Source organism: Citricoccus sp. K5, assembly GCF_902506195.1.
Classification (GTDB): domain Bacteria; phylum Actinomycetota; class Actinomycetes; order Actinomycetales; family Micrococcaceae; genus Citricoccus.
The window spans coordinates 544396-561463 of record NZ_LR732817.1 but is presented as its reverse complement, the minus strand read 5'-3'; the positions used below and the strand labels follow the sequence as shown (position 1 = coordinate 561463).

General features: G+C 67.7%; 14 protein-coding genes. 6 read left to right on the top strand and 8 right to left on the bottom strand.

What is annotated here, in order from left to right:
* Positions 1 to 42 precede the first annotated feature (42 nt).
* Genes BOSE125_RS02465 through BOSE125_RS02445 form a run of 5 tightly spaced genes read left to right on the top strand, consistent with a single transcriptional unit; the run spans position 43 to position 5390 of the window.
* Positions 43 to 1065 carry an ABC transporter permease gene (locus BOSE125_RS02465; protein WP_159549486.1) on the top strand — a complete coding sequence of 341 codons (1023 nt, stop codon included), beginning with the start codon at positions 43 to 45 and terminating at the stop codon, positions 1063 to 1065.
* A complete protein-coding gene (locus BOSE125_RS02460; RefSeq protein ID WP_159549483.1) occupies positions 1062 to 2048 on the top strand; it encodes an ABC transporter permease in 987 nt (328 codons plus the stop codon). Before BOSE125_RS02465 ends, BOSE125_RS02460 begins: the two co-directional genes overlap by 4 nt.
* Positions 2045 to 2962, top strand: a complete 918-nt coding sequence (locus BOSE125_RS02455; RefSeq protein WP_159549480.1) for an ABC transporter ATP-binding protein — start codon at positions 2045 to 2047, stop codon at positions 2960 to 2962. Before BOSE125_RS02460 ends, BOSE125_RS02455 begins: the two co-directional genes overlap by 4 nt.
* A complete protein-coding gene (locus BOSE125_RS02450) occupies positions 2952 to 3728 on the top strand; it encodes an ABC transporter ATP-binding protein (RefSeq protein WP_159549477.1) in 777 nt (258 codons plus the stop codon). Before BOSE125_RS02455 ends, BOSE125_RS02450 begins: the two co-directional genes overlap by 11 nt.
* A gap of 54 nt (positions 3729 to 3782) precedes the next feature.
* The gene (locus BOSE125_RS02445; protein ID WP_159549474.1) at positions 3783 to 5390 is read left to right on the top strand and encodes an ABC transporter substrate-binding protein; all 1608 of its coding nucleotides are present in this window, start codon (positions 3783 to 3785) and stop codon (positions 5388 to 5390) included.
* Between the two features lie 4 nt (positions 5391 to 5394).
* On the opposite strand, the gene BOSE125_RS02440 is transcribed toward BOSE125_RS02445, so the two are convergent.
* From BOSE125_RS02440 to BOSE125_RS02410, 7 genes are all read right to left on the bottom strand, one after another.
* Positions 5395 to 7263, bottom strand: a complete 1869-nt coding sequence (locus tag BOSE125_RS02440; RefSeq protein WP_159549471.1) for an ABC-F family ATP-binding cassette domain-containing protein — start codon at positions 7261 to 7263, stop codon at positions 5395 to 5397.
* The gene (locus BOSE125_RS02435; protein ID WP_159549468.1) at positions 7264 to 8232 is read right to left on the bottom strand and encodes a 4-(cytidine 5'-diphospho)-2-C-methyl-D-erythritol kinase; all 969 of its coding nucleotides are present in this window, start codon (positions 8230 to 8232) and stop codon (positions 7264 to 7266) included.
* Positions 8229 to 9158, bottom strand: a complete 930-nt coding sequence (gene rsmA, locus BOSE125_RS02430; protein WP_159549465.1) for a 16S rRNA (adenine(1518)-N(6)/adenine(1519)-N(6))-dimethyltransferase RsmA — start codon at positions 9156 to 9158, stop codon at positions 8229 to 8231. The genes BOSE125_RS02435 and rsmA overlap by 4 nt, the downstream gene beginning before the upstream one ends.
* A gap of 95 nt (positions 9159 to 9253) precedes the next feature.
* Positions 9254 to 10273 carry a resuscitation-promoting factor gene (locus BOSE125_RS18170; protein WP_159549462.1) on the bottom strand — a complete coding sequence of 340 codons (1020 nt, stop codon included), beginning with the start codon at positions 10271 to 10273 and terminating at the stop codon, positions 9254 to 9256.
* Between the two features lie 187 nt (positions 10274 to 10460).
* Positions 10461 to 11480: a TatD family hydrolase gene (locus tag BOSE125_RS02420; RefSeq protein WP_159549459.1), complete on the bottom strand. Its 1020-nt coding sequence runs from the start codon at positions 11478 to 11480 to the stop codon at positions 10461 to 10463.
* 297 nt (positions 11481 to 11777) lie between these two features.
* Positions 11778 to 14651 carry a hypothetical protein gene (locus tag BOSE125_RS02415; protein WP_159549456.1) on the bottom strand — a complete coding sequence of 958 codons (2874 nt, stop codon included), beginning with the start codon at positions 14649 to 14651 and terminating at the stop codon, positions 11778 to 11780.
* Entirely contained in the window at positions 14644 to 15318 is a 675-nt protein-coding gene (locus BOSE125_RS02410; RefSeq protein WP_159549453.1) for a hypothetical protein, read from the bottom strand. Before BOSE125_RS02410 ends, BOSE125_RS02415 begins: the two co-directional genes overlap by 8 nt.
* Before the next feature lie 485 nt (positions 15319 to 15803).
* Here BOSE125_RS02410 and BOSE125_RS02405 point away from each other — a divergent pair, with 485 nt between their 5' ends.
* The gene (locus BOSE125_RS02405) at positions 15804 to 16421 is read left to right on the top strand and encodes a hypothetical protein (RefSeq protein WP_159549450.1); all 618 of its coding nucleotides are present in this window, start codon (positions 15804 to 15806) and stop codon (positions 16419 to 16421) included.
* A 1-nt stretch (position 16422) separates the two neighbouring features.
* Here the strand turns inward: BOSE125_RS02405 and pth are convergent, their stop codons facing one another.
* The gene (gene pth, locus BOSE125_RS02400; RefSeq protein WP_236558117.1) at positions 16423 to 16995 is read right to left on the bottom strand and encodes an aminoacyl-tRNA hydrolase; all 573 of its coding nucleotides are present in this window, start codon (positions 16993 to 16995) and stop codon (positions 16423 to 16425) included.
* Between the last annotated feature and the right edge of the window lie 73 nt (positions 16996 to 17068).

Here is a 17068-nt window from a genome sequence, read left to right as displayed (position 1 = left end):
ACCCGCCTCCTGACCGGTTCCCCCACCGCCGAGGAGGTGCCGGTGAAGGCCCGATTGTTTCACTACGGCAGATTGTTGTTGTCGTCCCTCATCCTGTTCATCGCTGTGATCACGGTGCTGTTCTTCCTGCTGGAGTTGGCCCCCGGGGATCCCATCCAGACCTTGGTCGGGGACGTCCCCCTCTCCGAGGCGTTCCGGGCGCAGATCACCGCCGCCTACGGCCTGGACAAGCCGGTCTGGGAGCGGTATGTGCTCTACCTCGGCAACGTCTTCACCGGAAACCTCGGGTTCTCCTTCGGCACGAACAACGAACCGGTGCTGGATCTGATCCTCAGCCGGGCCGGGAACACCCTTGCCCTGGCGGTCCCCGCCTTCCTGATCTCCACCATCGGGGGCATCATCCTCGGCTCGATCGCCGCCCGGACCCGCAAGCGGTGGCTGGACGGCGGCATCTCCGGCGGCGCCGTGGCGCTGTTCTCCGTCCCCAACTTCTGGTTCGGCATGCTGCTGATCATGGTGTTCTCGATCTGGCTGGGCTGGTTCCCCACCCAGGGCAAGAGCCCGTACGGGCAGCCGGGCATCGGGCTCGAGTACCTGGTCCTGCCCGTGGTCACCATGGCCACCAGCGAACTGGCGTACAAGACCCGCATCATGCGCTCGTCCATGATCGAGTCCCTGGGTCAGGACTTCGTGGACACCGCCCGCTCCAAGGGCCTCTCCTCGTCCCACGTGCTCTGGCGCCATGCCCTGCCCAACGCCCTGTTGCCCATGGTCACGGTCTCCGGCTACAGCCTCGGCTACATCCTGGCCGGGTCCGTGCTGGTGGAGCGCGTGTTCGGCTGGCCCGGGATGGGCCTGCTGTTCATCGACGCCATCAACCGCCAGAACAACATGGTCATCCTGGGCGTGGTGATCGTCCTGACCGTGGTGATCATCCTCGTCAACATCCTCACGGACGTGGTGTACGGGCTGGTCGATCCACGATTGCGGGCCCAGTTCTCCCCCCAACGCACCCTGCCGCCCGAGGGCCGGCAGGACCGGCAGAGTGACGAGGTAGCGGCATGACCCAGCAGGAAACCAGCATGGTCCCCCCACCGGAGGCCGCCGGCACCGCCGGCGCAGCCGGCACTATGGCGCCACCCGACGGCACCGGGGCCCCACCACCGGCACGGCCGGACGCCCCCGCCGGTGCCTCCGGCCGGCGTCGTCCCCCGGGCACCGAACGGTCCCCCTGGCGGGTGTTCCTGCGCAAGCCCAGCACGATGGTGTTCCTGCCCCTGCTGGGGCTGTTCGTCCTCATCGCGGCCCTCGGCCCGCTCCTGGTGGGTGATCCCTCCGCGACCGGGAACGCCGAACTGCTCGCTCCCAGCGCCGCCCACCCACTGGGTACCGACCACCTGGGGCGGGACTACCTGTCCCGGGTGGTCAATGGCGGCCAGATCTCCCTCCTGGTGGGCTTTACCGTGGCGGTGCTCTGCATGACCATCGGCCTGGTCGTCGGCGGACTCGCCGGCTACCACGGCGGCTGGATGGACACCCTGATGGTCAAGCTGGCGGAGTTCTTCCAGGTGCTGCCCGGGATCGTGCTGGCACTGGTGGCGGCGGCGCTGCTGGGGGCCAACGTCTTCATCATCGTGGCCATCCTCTCCATCACCATGTGGCCGGCGGTGGCCAGGATCGTGCGGGCCGAGGCCATGCGCATCTCCCAGCTGGGCTACGTGGAATCCGCCCGCGCCGCCGGGTTCCGGTCCGTGCGCATCATCTGGTCCGATGTCCTGCCCAACGCCCTGCCGCCCGTGCTGGTGGCCACGTCCATGACGGTGGGCCGGGCCATCCTCATCGAGTCGGGCCTGGCCTACCTGGGCATCGGTGACCCGTCCCACCCCTCGTGGGGTGCCCTGCTGAACTCCGCCCAGGCCTACATGCGGGACGGCTGGTGGCTGGCCGTGGCCCCCGGCCTGTGCATCTTCCTCGTGGTGCTCGCCGTCAACATGCTCGGCGACGCCCTCAACGACGCCTACAACCCCACCGTCGGGAGGGTGAAATGACCATCGCAGAGAACCCACCGGCCGCCGGCACCCCGCTGATTGAGCTCACCGGACTGAACGTGGTGCTGCCGACCGGAGAACGCAGCGAGGTGGAGGCGGTGAAGTCGGTGGACCTGGTGGTCCACGACGGCGAGCGCGTCGGCCTGGTCGGTGAGTCCGGCTCCGGCAAGTCCGTCACCGGCCGGTCCATCGCCGGCCTGCTGCCCACCTCCCCCCGGGTGCGGGTGAGCGGCTCCATCCGTATCCGCGGCCAGGAGATGGTCGGGGCCCCGGCCCGCACCTGGAACGACGTCCGGCGCAAGACCGTGGGCATGATCTTCCAGGACCCGCTGACGTTCCTGAATCCCACCATGAGGGTGGGGCGGCAGGTGGCCGAATCGATCCCCGACCGGCGGCTGGTCCGCTCCGGGGCGCGCGGGGACCGCACGGCGCGGGACCGGGCCGTGTTCCGGTTCCTGCGGCAAGCCGGGTTGCCGGACGCCGAGCAGGTGGCCGCGTCCTTCCCGCACGAGCTCTCCGGCGGCATGCGGCAGCGGGTGCTGATCGCCATCGCCATCGCCAAGGAGCCGTCCCTGGTCCTGGCCGATGAGCCGACCACGGCCTTGGACGCCACCGTGCAGCAGCACGTGCTGCGGACCCTGGACGAGACCGTGGCCGAGCTCGGGACCTCCCTCATGCTCATCTCCCACGACCTCGCGGTGGTGGCGGGGATGACCGACCGTGTCTACGTCATGTACGCGGGCCGGATCGTGGAGGAGGGCCCCACCGCGCGGGTGCTCGCGGAGCCCCGGCACGAGTACACGCAGGCCCTGCTGCGCAGTGTCCGCAGCCTCACCGACCGGGACACCGATCTGTATTCCATCCCCCTGGCCCTGCGCCAGCGGTTCGCCGAGGAGCCGACCCATGTTGCTTGAGGCCATCGACGTCTCCAAGACGTTCCGTTCCCGCCGCACATCGGCGCCCGTCCACGCCGTGCAGAACGCCACCCTGCAGGCCAGGCCCGGCGAGTTCGTGGCGATCGTAGGTGAGTCCGGCTCCGGCAAGTCCACCCTGGCCCGCCTCCTGCTGGACCTGCTCGATCCCACCGAGGGCTCCATCCGGCTGGACGGACGCGAGGTCGGCTCCATGGACCGCACCGAGCGCCGCGCATACCGGCGCAGCGTCCAGGCGGTGCTGCAGGACCCCGCCGGGTCCCTGAACCCCCGCAAGCGGGTGGCGCAGGCGATCGGTGAGGTCATCCGGCTCCACGGGATGGCCCGGGGGTCCGACGAGACCCGACAACGGGTCACCGAGGTCCTCGAGCTCGTGGGCATGGAGCCCGCGGCGGCCTTCATGGACCGGTTCCCCCACGAGCTCTCGGGCGGGCAGCGGCAGCGGGTGCTGATCGCGCGCGCCATCGCCCTGGACCCCCGCATCATCGTGGCCGACGAGGCCGTCTCCGCCCTGGACGCCTCGGTGAAGGCCGGCGTGCTGGCCGTGATGGCGGACCTGAAGGACCGGCTCGGGGTCGGCTACGTGTTCATCACCCACGACCTGCCGGTGGTGCAGAAGGTCGCGGACCACGTGTACGTCATGCGTCACGGCCGCATCCTGGAGCACGGCCCGAAGGACCAGATCTTCGCGGACCCCTCCCACCCCTACACCCGCGAACTGCTCGCGGCGTCTCCGGCCCTGCCCTGAGAACCGGCCGGCATCCACCCTGCACCTGCACCTCACAGTCGAAAGGCACCACAAATGCGCACACCACAGAAGCGAACCACCGGCCTGCTGGCCGTGCTCGCCGCCGGGGCCCTGGCCCTGACCGCGTGCACCGGAGGCACCGCCGGCGGCGGAGGCGGCAACGGGGCCGAGGGCGGGGAACGCGTCTACGTCCAGGCCATCGCCGACGATCCGATGGGCCTGAACGCCCAGTTGATCAGCGGCGCCACCCCCTCCATGTTCAGCGCCCAGATCCTGGACCCGCTGATCTTCCTCTCCCAGGACTACGAGATGACGCCCGGACTGGCGGAGTCCTGGGAGCTCAGCGACGACGGCCTGAACCTAACGCTGGTCCTGCGCGAGGGCGTCACGTGGCATGACGGCGAGCCGTTCACCGCGGAGGACGTGGCCTTCAACTTCGAGGAGATCGTGCCCCTGCAGTCCTTCGGCGCCCAGATCGGCGAGCGGCTGGAATCGGCGGAGGTGGTGGACGAGCACACCGTGGTCCTGCACCTGAGCGAGCCGTTCGGTCCCCTGCTGGAGACGGTGGCCTCCCAGTTCATGGTCCCCAAGCACATCTACGAGGGCACCGACTACGTGACGAACCAGGCGAACATGGAGCCGATCGGCACCGGGCCCATGGTGTTCGACTCCTACAGTTCCGGGGAGCAGGTGACCCTGACCGCCAACCCGGACTACTGGGGCGGGGAGGTCCAGGTGGACCGGGCCGTCTACCCGATCATGACGGATCCGAACGCCCGGGCCGAGGCCCTGTTCGCCGGCGAGGTGGACCAGGCCTCTGTGGACGTCTCCCAGCAGGACCGAGTGTCGGATGACCCCACCACGCTGCTGCTGGAGGAGAGCAACTTCCCGCAGCTCGTGACCGTCATGTTCAACGCCCAGAGCGAGTACCTGGAGGATCCGGCGGTACGGGCCGCCGTCTTCGCCGCCCTGGACCGGGAGGCGATCGTGGACACCGCCCTGAGCGGCATCGGCACGCCGGCCAACGGGTTCTTCCCCGAGGCCCTGGAGTGGGCCGTGAGCCCCAACGTGGACTTCTCGCAGGATTTCCCGCGGGACGTGGATGCCATCAACGAGACCCTGGACGAGGCCGGCTTCGAGCGCGGGGCGGACGGGATGCGGTTCACCCTGAACGTCCGGTACATCAACGAGCTCTCTGACGTGGCCGCCACCGTGGAGATGGCCCAGTCCATGCTGGAGGAGGTCGGCATCGGCATCGAGATGCAGGGCACCTCAGGCGCGGTGTTCACCGAGAAGGTCTACACGGAGAGCGAGTTCGACCTGGCGTTCCTGCGATCAACCGTCGGAGCGGACCCCAGCATCGGGATCGTGCGCTGGTACGAGTGCAACGAGGCGAAGGCGGCCGCGGCCAATCCCTCCGGCCTGTGTGATCCGGAGATCGACGAAGCGGCCGCCGAGGCCCTGGCCGTCTCGGACCAGGCAGACCGGGGTGCGGCGCTCACGGCCCTGCAGGACCGCGCCGCCGAGATGATGTACTACGCGCCGCTGGCCTGGTTCAACGGCGCTTTCCCCACCATCAACACCACGCGCTGGCAGGGTCAGGACGAGCCCACGCCGATGACTAACCGGATGCCGTGGACCACCATGACGATGGAAGGGTAGGCGCCTAGCCTTCGGCGACCTCGCCGGCCTCGAGCCAGGCCATCTCGGCCTCGTCCTTGCGCTGGTGCAGGTCCTGGAGTTGGGCGTTGGCCTCGGCCAGGGCGCCGAAGTCGCCGGCCGCGGAGAAGGTGGCCATCCGCTCGTGCAGCGCAGCCTCCTCCTGGGTCATCCGGGCCAGCTGCTTCTCCAGTTTGGCGGCCTCCTTGCGGGCGGCCCGCTTCTCGGCCTCGCTGACGCCGCCCTGTCCGGCGACTCCCTCACCGGCTTTCCCGACGCTTGCCCCGGAGCCGTCAGCGCCCGTACCGCCCGCTCCGGTGCCGGTCCCGCCGAAACCGGTGCCGCCGGCCTCCTGGGCCGCACGCAGCTGGAGGTACTGCTCCACGCCCCCGGGCAGGTCACGGATCTGACCGTCGCCGAGCAGGGCCAGCTGATGGTCGGTGACCCGTTCGAGCAAGTACCGGTCGTGGGACACCACCACCAGGGTGCCGGGCCAGCCGTCCAGCATGTCCTCCACCGCGGCCAGGGTGTCCGTGTCCAGGTCGTTGGTCGGCTCGTCCAGCATGAGCACGTTCGGTGAGCCGACCATCAGGCGCAGCAGCTGCAGCCGGCGGCGTTCGCCGCCGGAGAGGTCCGCCACCGGCGTCCACTGGCGGGAGGTGCCGAAGCCGAGCTGTTCCAGCAGCTGCCCCGGAGACAGGTCCTTGCCGCCCACCTGGAACGAGTTGCCTTCCTGGGCCATGACCTCGGCCACGCGCAGGTGCCGCACCTCGTCGAGTTCCGTGACGTCCTGGGTGAGGATGGCCGTCTGCACGGTCTTGCCGCGGCGGATCCGGCCGGAGTCCGGGGTGAGCTGGCCGTCGAGCAGGCGCATGAGGGTGGACTTGCCGGCGCCGTTGACGCCCACGATCCCCACCCGCTCGCCGGGGGCCAGCCGCAGCGTGACGTCGTCGAACAGCGTTCGGCTCCCCCCGCCGTCGGGCACCGGGACGGAGTAGGTGACATCCTCCAGGTCCAACACGTCCTTGCCCAACCGGGCCGTGGCCATCTTGGAGAGTGAGACGGAGTCCCGAGGCTCGGGGACGTCCGCGATGACGGCATTGGCGGCCTCGATGCGGAACTTGGGCTTGGCGGTGCGGGCCGGGGCGCCGCGGCGCAGCCAGGCCAGTTCCTTCTTCACCAGTTGCTGGCGCTTGCCCTCGATCACGGACGCGGCGCGGTCCCGCTCCACACGGGCGAGCATCCAGGCCGCGTAGCCGCCATCGAAGGGCTCCACCGTGGCGTCATGGACCTCCCACGTGCGCGTGCAGACCTCGTCGAGGAACCAGCGGTCGTGGGTGACCACGAGCAGTCCGCCGTCCGTGGCGCGCCAGCGGGTCTTGAGGTGTTCGGCCAGCCAGGCCACGCCCTCCACGTCCAGGTGGTTGGTGGGCTCGTCCAGGAAGATCAGGTCGTCGCTGCCGGCGAGCAGCCGGGCCAGGGCGGTGCGGCGGCGCTGGCCGCCGGAGAGGGTGCCCACGGTGCGGCCCCAGTCCAGGCCGCCGAGCAGGCCGCCCATGACGTCGCGGACCTTCGCATCGGAGGCCCATACATGGTCCGGGACATCGCCGACCACGGCGTGCTGGACCGTATCCTCGGGGTCCAGGTCGTCCCGCTGGTCCAGGACGCCCAAGGTGGTGCCGCCGCGGCGGGTGACCCGGCCGTCGTCGGGATCCTGCTGGCCGGCGAGGATGCGCATCAGGGTGGACTTGCCGTCACCGTTGCGGCCGACGAGGCCGATCCGGTCCCCCTCGTCCACACCGATCGAGACGGAGTCGAGGACGGTACGCGTGCCAAAGGAGATGCCGATGTTCTCGGCGCCGAGCAGATGAGCCATTTACAGCACTCTAGCCCCGTGGACCGGTCCGTGGACGGCCACGGCGGCCACCCCGGTGCGGTCCTCGATGCGGGCGGCCAGCTGGAAGCTCTCCTCCGCGCTGCGGGCCAGGAACATCACGGTCGGCCCCGAGCCGGAGACCTGGCCGGCCAGGGCCCCCTCCTCGAGCCCGACGTCCAGCATCTCCGAGAGCTCGGGCACCAGGGTGGCGGCGGGGACCTGCAGGTCATTGGCCAGCAGCAGGGCCAGCTCCTCGGCGTCACCGGAGGTCAGCGCCTGGACGAGGTGGGGGTCCACCTCGGGGTCCGCCTCGGGCATCGGCAGCCCGCCCTCCTCGCGCAGCTGGTCCAACAGCCCATAGACCTGCGGCGTGGAGAGTCCGGTGGTGGCGGGCACCAGGACCAGGTGCACCGGGTGGCGGGCCAGCAGGGGCGTGAGCTCGTCGCCCACCCCGAGCCCGACGGCGGCCCCGCCCATCACGGCGAAGGGCACGTCCGCGCCCAACGGCGCGGCGATCTCGGCCAGGGCCTGCCGGGACAGGCCGGCGTCCCACAGGGCGGCGCAGGCCAGCAGGGCGGCGGCGGCATCCGCGGACCCCCCGCCCATGCCGCCGGCCACCGGGACCTGCTTGGTGATCTCCAGGTGCACGCCGTGGGTCTGCGGATCCCGGCCCAGGTGCTCTCGCAGGCGCAGCGCGGCCCGGGCGGCCAGGTTCGAGGAGTCCACGGGGATGGCGTCCGGATCCACGAAGGCACTGGACTGCTCGGAGAGGGTCACCGTGATCTCGCCGTCCTGGCGCGGGGTGGCCGTCACCTCCTCCAGCATCGAGACCGCGAGGTAGACGCTTGCCACCGGGTGGTAGCCGTCCGCTCGCGGGGTGCCGACGCGCAGGGAGAGGTTGACCTTGCCGGGGGCCTGCGCCGTCGCGTGGCTGAAAAGCCGGGTGGTCGAGGGGGCAGGAAGGCTCACAGGCCGGCTCCTTCAGTGGGGGTCTCGGCGGCGCCGTCCACCCGGTGGGCGGCGATGCGGGCGAAGTCCTCGATGCCGAGCACCTCACCGCGGGCACGGGGGTCGACTCCGGCGGCCCGCAGGGTGGCCTCGGCCGCGGTGGGCGAGCCGGCCCAGCCGGACAGGGCGGCCCGCAGGGTCTTGCGGCGCTGGGCGAAGGCGGCGTCTACCACGGCGAAGACCTCCTGGCGGCTGGCCGTGGTCTCGGGCGGTTGGCGCCGGGTGAAGGCCACGAGCCCGGACTGGATCTTGGGGGCCGGCCAGAACACGTTCTTGCCGATGGTGCCGGCCTTGCGGACGGAGGCGTACCAGGCGGCCTTCGCGGAGGGCACCCCGTACGTCTTGGACCCCGGGCCGGCGGCGAGCCGGTCCGCGACTTCCTCCTGCACCATGACCAAGCCGTGCTCCAACGAGGGCAACTCGGCCAGCAGGTGCAGCAGCACGGGCACGGCCACGTTGTAGGGCAGGTTCGCGACCAAGGCGGTGGGCGGGCCGGAGGTCGCCGCGGGGCGGGCGGCCTCGAGCTCTGCGGCCGAGACGTGCATGGCGTCGGCCAGTACCACGGCCAGGCGTTGACCCGCCCCGGGCCGGAACTCCTCGGCGGTGCGGGCCAGCCGGCCGGCCGGAACGGGGTCGATCTCCACGGCGGTGACGGCCTCGGCGGCGTCCAACAGCCCGAGGGTCAGCGACCCCAGGCCGGGGCCGACCTCGAGGGCGTGCTCGCCGGCACCCGTGCCGGAGACGGCCGTGATCCGCCGGATGGTGTTGGGATCGATCACGAAGTTCTGCCCCAGGGTCTTGGTGGGCCGCAGGTCCAGTTCCGAGGCCAGGCGCCGGATGTCGGCAGCGGAAAGCAGGGGGGCGTCGGGTGCGGTCACGCGTTCCATCCTACGTGGGGAAGAGACACCAAGGGCCCGCCGAGGCGGGCCCTTGGGGATAACGGCGTGCTGCTGATGCTGGTGCAGCGGTGCGCTTCAGTCGCTCAGCGCAGGCCGAGCTGAGCGGAGCAGTGCGGCCAGTGTCCCCAGCCGCCGTTGGCCCGCAGCTTCTCGGCGGTGGCGATCTGCTCGGCCGGCGTGGCCTGGTGCGGCAGAGGCGCATACTGGGTGCCGCCGGCACCGGCCCACGAGGAGGCCGAGAACTGCAAGCCGCCGTAGTAGCCGTTGCCGGTGTTGATGGACCAGTTGCCGCCGGACTCGCACTCGGCCAGGGACTGCCACACGCCGGACGCCGGGGCGCTGGCCTGCGAGGCGGACGAGGTTTCGGACGACTCAGATGAAGACGAGGTTCCGGACGACTCAGACGAATCGGCGGAGTCCGTGGACGAGCTGGCGGAGGAGGGGGTCGGCTCCGGTTTCTTGGTCCCGACGGCGATGCGACGCTCGGCCGGTTCGCGCACGGTCTCAGTGGACGTCGCCTCGCGGTCGGTCTCCTCACCGTCCACGGTGGTGACGGTCCAGGTGGTGGTCTTCTCGCCAGGGGTGCCGGCGGCCAGGACAGAGGTCTTGCCCTCGGCCAGGTCCTCGTCCTCGACCTCGATGGTCTCGAACGGCACCTCCTCGGAGGTGGTCTCGGTGCCGGTGTCCACCCGCTGGACGGTCACGTCCACGTCCTGGGTGATCTCGGTGTCCAGGGCCGGCGAGACCTGGTCGTCCTCATCGAAGGACACCTCGTTCTCCCGCAGCGCCTGTTCGATGGTGGCTGCCTGGGTGGCGAAGCTCGTGGTCTCCCCGCCGGCGGTCACGGTGAGCACCTTCGGCAGGTCCACGGTCACCTGGGATGCGCGCTCCAGCTGGAGGACGGATTCGCCGAGGCCTTCGCCCGGCGCCGTCCCGTCCTGACCGGCGTCTCCGGCGGAGACCTGGCTGGCGGTCTGCTCCGAGGCGGTGACCTCGGCTCCGCGCTGGGTGGCCACGAAGGCCACCAGTCCGCCGACCACCAGGGCCAGGGCTGCTACTTGGGCGATCACCTTGGCCAGGCGGCCCTTCATCACTCGTGCCATGTACGTCCAGACGTTGTCATCTCCGGTCACGGGGCTTCAGGGCCGATGGCGCAGGCATACTGAACGGCCCGATCCGGCCAATTGAGGGACAACGATAACGGCAAGATAACAAATATCTCAAACTGATCACGGTGGCCTGAGTGTCCGGAACCCGTCCGGCGCTACCACGGGGAGTCGAAAGCGCTGGTCAGAAGTCCCCGTAGACGCGCCGGGTGTTGTTCGCCACAGCCGCCGCCAGCGCGTCCGCCTCCAGCCCGCGGGTCTCCGCCATGCCGCGCAGGGTGAGCGGCACCAGGTAGGGCGCGTTGGGGCGGCCCCGCCACGGGTGCGGGGTCAGGAAGGGAGCGTCGGTCTCCACCAGGAGCAGGTCCTCGCGGGCCTCGGCCAGCGCCGCGCGCAGGCCGTCATTGGCCTTGAAGGTCACGGGGCCGGCGAAGGACATGTACCAGCCGTGCTCGTTGCAGATCCGGGCGAGGTCCACATCACCGGAGAAGCAGTGGAACACCACCCGGTCCGGGCGCTGCGGGGTGTCCAGGAGGATCCGGACCACGTCCTCATGGGCGTCCCGATCGTGGATCTGCACGGCCTTGCCCAACCGGTGCGCCAGGTCCAGGTGCCAGCGGAACGCCTCCTGCTGGTCCTCCACCCCCTCGGGGCCCGTGCGGTAGTAGTCGAGGCCGGTCTCCCCCACTGCGCACACCCGGGGGTGGGCCGCGAGCGTCTCGATCTCTGCCAGCGCGGCGTCCAGGTGGCCGCGGGAGGCCAGCCGGGCGGCGTCGTTGGGGTGGATGGCCACGGCCCCCAGCAGCCGGGGCTCGGCCTCGATGGCCTCGATGGTGAAGCGCGCCGACTCCACGTCACAGCCCACCTGGATGGCCCCGGCGACCCCGACGGCGGCCGCGGCGTCCATCGCCTGGTGCACGTCCACAGAAATCAGGCCGTCACGGAAGTCCAGGTGGGTGTGGTTGTCCACCACGGACACCCCCAGCGGCTCGGGCGCCGGCGGATACTCCAGCCGACGCTGGCGCTTGGACTTCTCCTCCGTCGGTTCACGACGACGGCCATCTCCCGAGACGTTCGTCTCGCCCGCGTCGGTAGCCGGGTCGCCGGATCGGCCGGCGGCCTCGTCGGCGGCCGGGGCCGGCCGGTACGCCTCAGGGACGGTGCTCTCGGCTTCGGCGGACGGTGTGGGTGTTTCGGAGGCCATGTCCTCCATGCTGGCACATCGGGATATTCAGCCCTGCGTGAGGGGCATTCCGCCACCAGTCTGCCGACGGCGATGGACCTGTCATGAACGCCGTGGTGGCCGATGTTCGTGCTGGTGTTGACCAAAGGCAACGCTTCGGTTGACGACAACAATCACCTTCATTGGAAACCATGACGCCGGGAGAATACTGGATAGGACGTTCGCCTGAACTGCCAATCCGTCCCGCAACAGGATCCCCATACAGGAAGGCCTAGGACTCGAACCCTATCTCGGTGTTTCCGCGGACCGGTCCGCTGGTCAGGACTCCTCGTCAAGGTATTGGAACGTGACTTCCTGCTCGAGAATCGCGAGCACCTCCGCTTCGAGACCCAAATTGCCTTTCGCGCCAAGCTCGTTCATGTATCGATCAGCTTCTTGTCGCAGGTCGTCATCCCCGGACTGTAGAGCGTTTGATATCACCCTTGGCACCGCATGTCGAGTGAGATCGAACGAAGCCATCCCGTCTTCGTCGCGTCCTGCTAGGAGCAGCTGCAGCACCGCTAGCGCATTCCCGGGGTCGACGCTCGAAGCTTTCCCAAGTTCGGCGCCGATCATGTGCCGCTCCGTGGCAATGTCTGGGTTGAGCTCTAATGCTCGCCGCAGCCGAAGAAGCCACCACTCGGTTGAGAACTTGCCACCCTTAGCGATCCAATGGAGGCCGGTAAGTTCCGCGCCGTCCTCAGGGTGGGCGGCCACGTGAGCTATCCGGTCGTCAAGGAACTTAGCAAAGCGATCGCGAATCACATCATCAACGTTCTCTGCATGGAAAAACGACCACGCAATCTTTCCGATTGCTTCGCCCCGTACGGTCGCGGGCGTTTTCGTAAAGAACGCATTTGCGACTGGATCGTCGATCGTCTTGTGTCCGAAGACGATCGCATTAGTGGCCCACTCCCCAATGCGCTGGAGCGGGTCCGAGTCGGTGCGCCATCCACTCACCAGGTTGTCCCCGATCTCGATCGCTGCGGCCAGTGACGGGGCCAGCAGGTCGTACAGATCTCGGTGGTAGTGGTGCATTGCCATGGCCGTCGTGAGGGCAATCTGTTGAGGAACAATAATTCCCTCTACAGATCCGAAGAACTCTTTCGAGCGCGAAGTCAACCATTCGAATGCGTGGTTATACATTCGACCGAGATTCTCTCCTAGCACAGCACGACCCGCGCCATGCTCATCCGGACGGTCCAACTCCACCTCTAGCACTGAGAACGCGTCTTTCTTCCACGGGGAGTCTTCTTTGCGCAGGGCGAGGTGAAAGAGGCCACGAAGCCGTTCAGGCCACTGCCAGTTGAGTGACATGGTGAGCGGGTCCCCAGTATCCTCGCCCCGCTCGTAGGAGTCGTATTCCGCCCACGCTTCGTCATCCTCTGCTTGCTCGATGAGCAGCTCTGCGAACTTACGCACGGATTCGGTGGGAATCGTTACGCCCTTACGCACCTTTACCAATTCGACGAGCAGTCCAACGGCGGCACGTTTAGCTCCGCGGAAGTCCTTGTCATCGTCGAAGTCTCTCCCCTCAACTGGAAAAGACGACTCATTCTCGTGCTCGAGGACGTCCCGAATCAGATTGGCGACCTGCATCCAGTCGAGCTCCAGGTCTGCCTTGAGCGCTGCCGCCCATCCTCGGACGATCGCCCGAAGGTACGTCGGCCTCAGTTGGAGCATGAGGTCATTCACTCCCGAGAGAGCGAGCGGATTCGTGGTGAGAAGTGCAGACAACTCTCTACCTTGGCCTTCGTGAGATGGCTCTGGGCCCCAGCCATCTCCAGTGTCATGCCAACTAGACAGCTGAGCAACGAGCTCTTGCGGACTAACCACCGCCATCTCGTTCTGGCTCAGGTAGGGATTCGGGCCCGTCCAGCTCGTGACCATACCTAACGGAGTAAGTGCATCCCCAATCAAACCGAATCTGTCATTCAATGACGACAAGGCGTCACGCAACTGTGGCGGAAGTGCCTCCGCGCCTATTGTCGACAGCCAGTGATGCTTGTATCGGTCGGCTCGTTCGACGATCTGCGCTTCAGAATCGTCTCCTGCGGCGTCCTCCTCGGTCAGCCGCTCTCTCATCCACCTGAGGTCTTCTTCGTAGGCAGCGGCAATGAACTCGTTGATGACATTCAGCGCTTGGGGTTCAACCTTTGCCACTGCCTGTGCCAACTCGGCGTACTCGACTCTCAGGTATTCGTTGTCGGACCCGGTATCGCCGAGGAGTCGCTCGGCCACTCCAGACAGGTACGTCGCGACATTGCCCTCTTCAACACGTTGACGAAGCGCCTCGCCAACCGCAAACAAACCTATCTTTCGTACGAGTTGCACTCCGGGACGCAGAAGTATCTCCAGCGTGGCTTCCGGATCACTCAACATCGCTGGAACGGCAAGGTCACGCACAGCGTCGACGAGCGCATGTTCAATATCCGGATGGCCATCACGGCGTTCTCGGATTGATGGTCGGATCATGCCGCTGAAGTCATGCCCCTTGCCTGAGTGACCAGCAAACTGTGCATACTTCGCGAGCCAACCCGTGGCTGCTTTGAGGGCATCGTCCCCGAGCGCCGGCAACACCCTCGGCAGCCCCTTTTGGTACCAGTACTCCTCCAGCTCCACGTGCGGCTTCTTCAAGGGGCCCTCTGTCTTCGGCGCCCGCGGCTCGAAGAGCAGGTTGGTAAGCCAACGCCCGGTCTTCGATTCCCCACCCTCGAGAAGCGTGATCGCGAATGAAACAAGCTCGCCCGGATCAGTCCGCCAGCTAAAACCCGTCGTCTTCCAGGCCTCTAATAGAGGTCGAAGTCGTTTGCCCTCATTGGCCGGGATTTTCACGCCGATCTCGAAGACCGCTCGCCGCACCCACGCGTTGTTACTGTTTTTGAGGCGAAGCAGCACGTCCACGACATCAGCCGGAACCACGGAGGCAACTCGGCTCAAGTAAGAGAGCTCGGGCCAGTAGACGTCGCGTACGTAGCCGTCGTCGGTCGCCTGTGGCTCAGGTGGCGATGAGAACGCGCCGGCCTCGCACAGCGGCTTGACCCAAAGGGGGTTTAGCAGACCTTCGTAGAACACTCGACGAAGTTGAAGAGTCGGAACCTTCAGAAGTGTTGCGTTGACGTCCGCGGAAGTCGGCGCTTTGAACTTATTCATCACCGCTCTCCATCACTGGAGCGTTGATCTCGGCAAGCAGATCCTCGATCGAATGGCTGAGCGTGAAGAAGCCGGTGATGACGCCGTCGAACAACTCGTCGAATACGTTGATGTGGTCTCTTATCACGTCATCTCCAGGCAGTTCAGACACGTCCATATGCGTGCCGTGCAGGTGCGCCCACTTCACGAAGAACGTCCGTGATTCGATCCAGCGCGTCACGGCGGCATGCTCGCTGTTGTCGTCGTCTGTGAGCAAGGCCGCAACATCATCCCGGCTTCGGCGCTTCTCCTGGATGGCGGTCTTGATCAGTTTGTCGAACATTTCGGCAACGGCCTGCGGAACCGGAATCGATTCGCCTTCCGCGTCGAGGGCTAGGTCTGGGTATTGCGCGACAACGTTCGGAAGCACCTGAACCTGGTCATCGGTCGAAGGCCTGATCCTGGGGCTGGCGCTGTTTCCCATGGCTCCGAGCACACGGTTCATGACCTCACGCATCGAGTGGCATATGTACGAGATCCGCGTTCGCTGAGTGTTTTCCTCGGGTGCCGAGGCAAGCAGATCAAGCGCGGAACGATACAAGTCCGCGAGATCAGCACGCTCCTTTTCCACTAGGGCTTCAAAGATACGCTTCTGCCGATCATCCAAGTTCCTAACTTCGTCGGACATGCGAACTCAAGCCCTGGGCCCGTCGACGGCCAACCGTCGCTCCGATTCAATACTCACGACACACCAGTCCACTTCATTTGGTCGAGCAGTCCATCCGCGGCAAGCAGGTCGGTCGCGCAACGCTTGGTCGGCAGGTTTCTCCGCCAAATCCGAGGGTAGTCGTTCTGGCAGCCGCCGACCTCCGACACAGAATGGTCGGTCGGGAGAAGCACACTGCCGCCCGTCCCGTGAGGGGAACCATTACGGGGCACACCCGATGCTGACCTGGTCGAACGGGACCAGCCCTCAAACAGTGTCCGTAGGACCCATCCCATGATCTGTCCGGTGAAGGGGGGCGATATCTGAGGAACCACGAATCCGGCCCTCTGTCACGGTGAGACCGCACTGGACATCAGGCCGCTGGATCAGGTGGATGCGAGGATATGCTCCCCGTTCACTACCATGGACAGTTGCACCCGTCACCTGCGAAAGGCTCCCTGAAGAGAATGACCGATCAGCAAGCCACGGTGCTCTTCGTGTGCACGGGCAACATCTGCCGTTCCGCCTACGGCCACCACATGCTGGCCCAGCGGCTGGAACAGGAGGCCCCCGGCCGCTACCGGGTCATCTCGGCGGGCACCCAGGTCAATCCCCGCCTCACGGTCCCGCAGCAGATCCACGGGCTTCCGGGCGCCGCCGGCCTGCAGACGCTGGGCACCCACTCCCCCACAGCGCTCAATCCGCGGACGGTGCAGCGGGCGGACCTCATCCTCGCGGCCACCGAGGACCACATCGCCCGGATCCTGCGGGACACTCCGGGCGCGTTGAACCGGACCTTCACCATGACCGAGTTCGGTGCGTCCGCCGAGGCCCTGCAGAACGGAACCTTGCCGGCGTGGGGCGGTCCGTCGTCGGGCACTGGATCTTCCGAGGACCTGCCCGAGCTGGTCCGGTCCCTGGCACGGCACCTGGCCCGGCACCGCGCGGTGGTCCGCGGCTCGCTGGAATCGATCGACCTGCCGGACCCCTATGGCCGTGAGGATGCCGCCTACCCGGCCATGGCCGAGGTGCTGGAGCCGGCGGTCGGCCACATGGCTCAGTTGCTGGCGGAGCTCGCCCGCTGATTCAGCGCGTCGGCGCGGGGTGGAACTTCTGCTGGGCCTGTTCCAGGGACGCGGTGGCCAGTTCGACCACGGCGTCGGCCGCCCGGTCCAGGTGGAGGGGCAGCAGTTCGCGTTCGGCGGCGCTGAAGGGCCTCAGGACGAAGTCGGCGGCGGGCTGACGTCCCGGCGGCCGGCCGACGCCGACGCGGACGCGGAGGTAATCCTTGGTGCCGAGCACCTGGGAGATGGACTTCAGCCCATTGTGGCCGCCCTCGCTGCCGCCGATCTTGAGCTTCAGCGCGTCGAAGGGGATGTCGAGCTCGTCATGCACCACGATGATGTTCGCCGGAGCCACGGAGTAGAACCGCGCCAGGGCGCCCACGGGACGCCCTGACACGTTCATGTAGCTGGCCGGCTTGGCCAGCAGCAGCTTGGGTCCGCCGGGACGGACATGGGTTGTCCCGACGGCGGCGCCCGCCTTGTGCGCGGTCAGGCGGGTCCCGAAGCGGTCGGCCAGTTCGTCGATGACCATCTGGCCGACGTTGTGCCGGGTACGGGCGTAGTCGGGCCCGGGGTTGCCGAGCCCGACCACCAGCCAGGTGGAAGCACCTGAGGCTGACGGGGAGGCCGGAGCACCGGCCCCCCGCGCCGTATCCTGCGTTGTCACG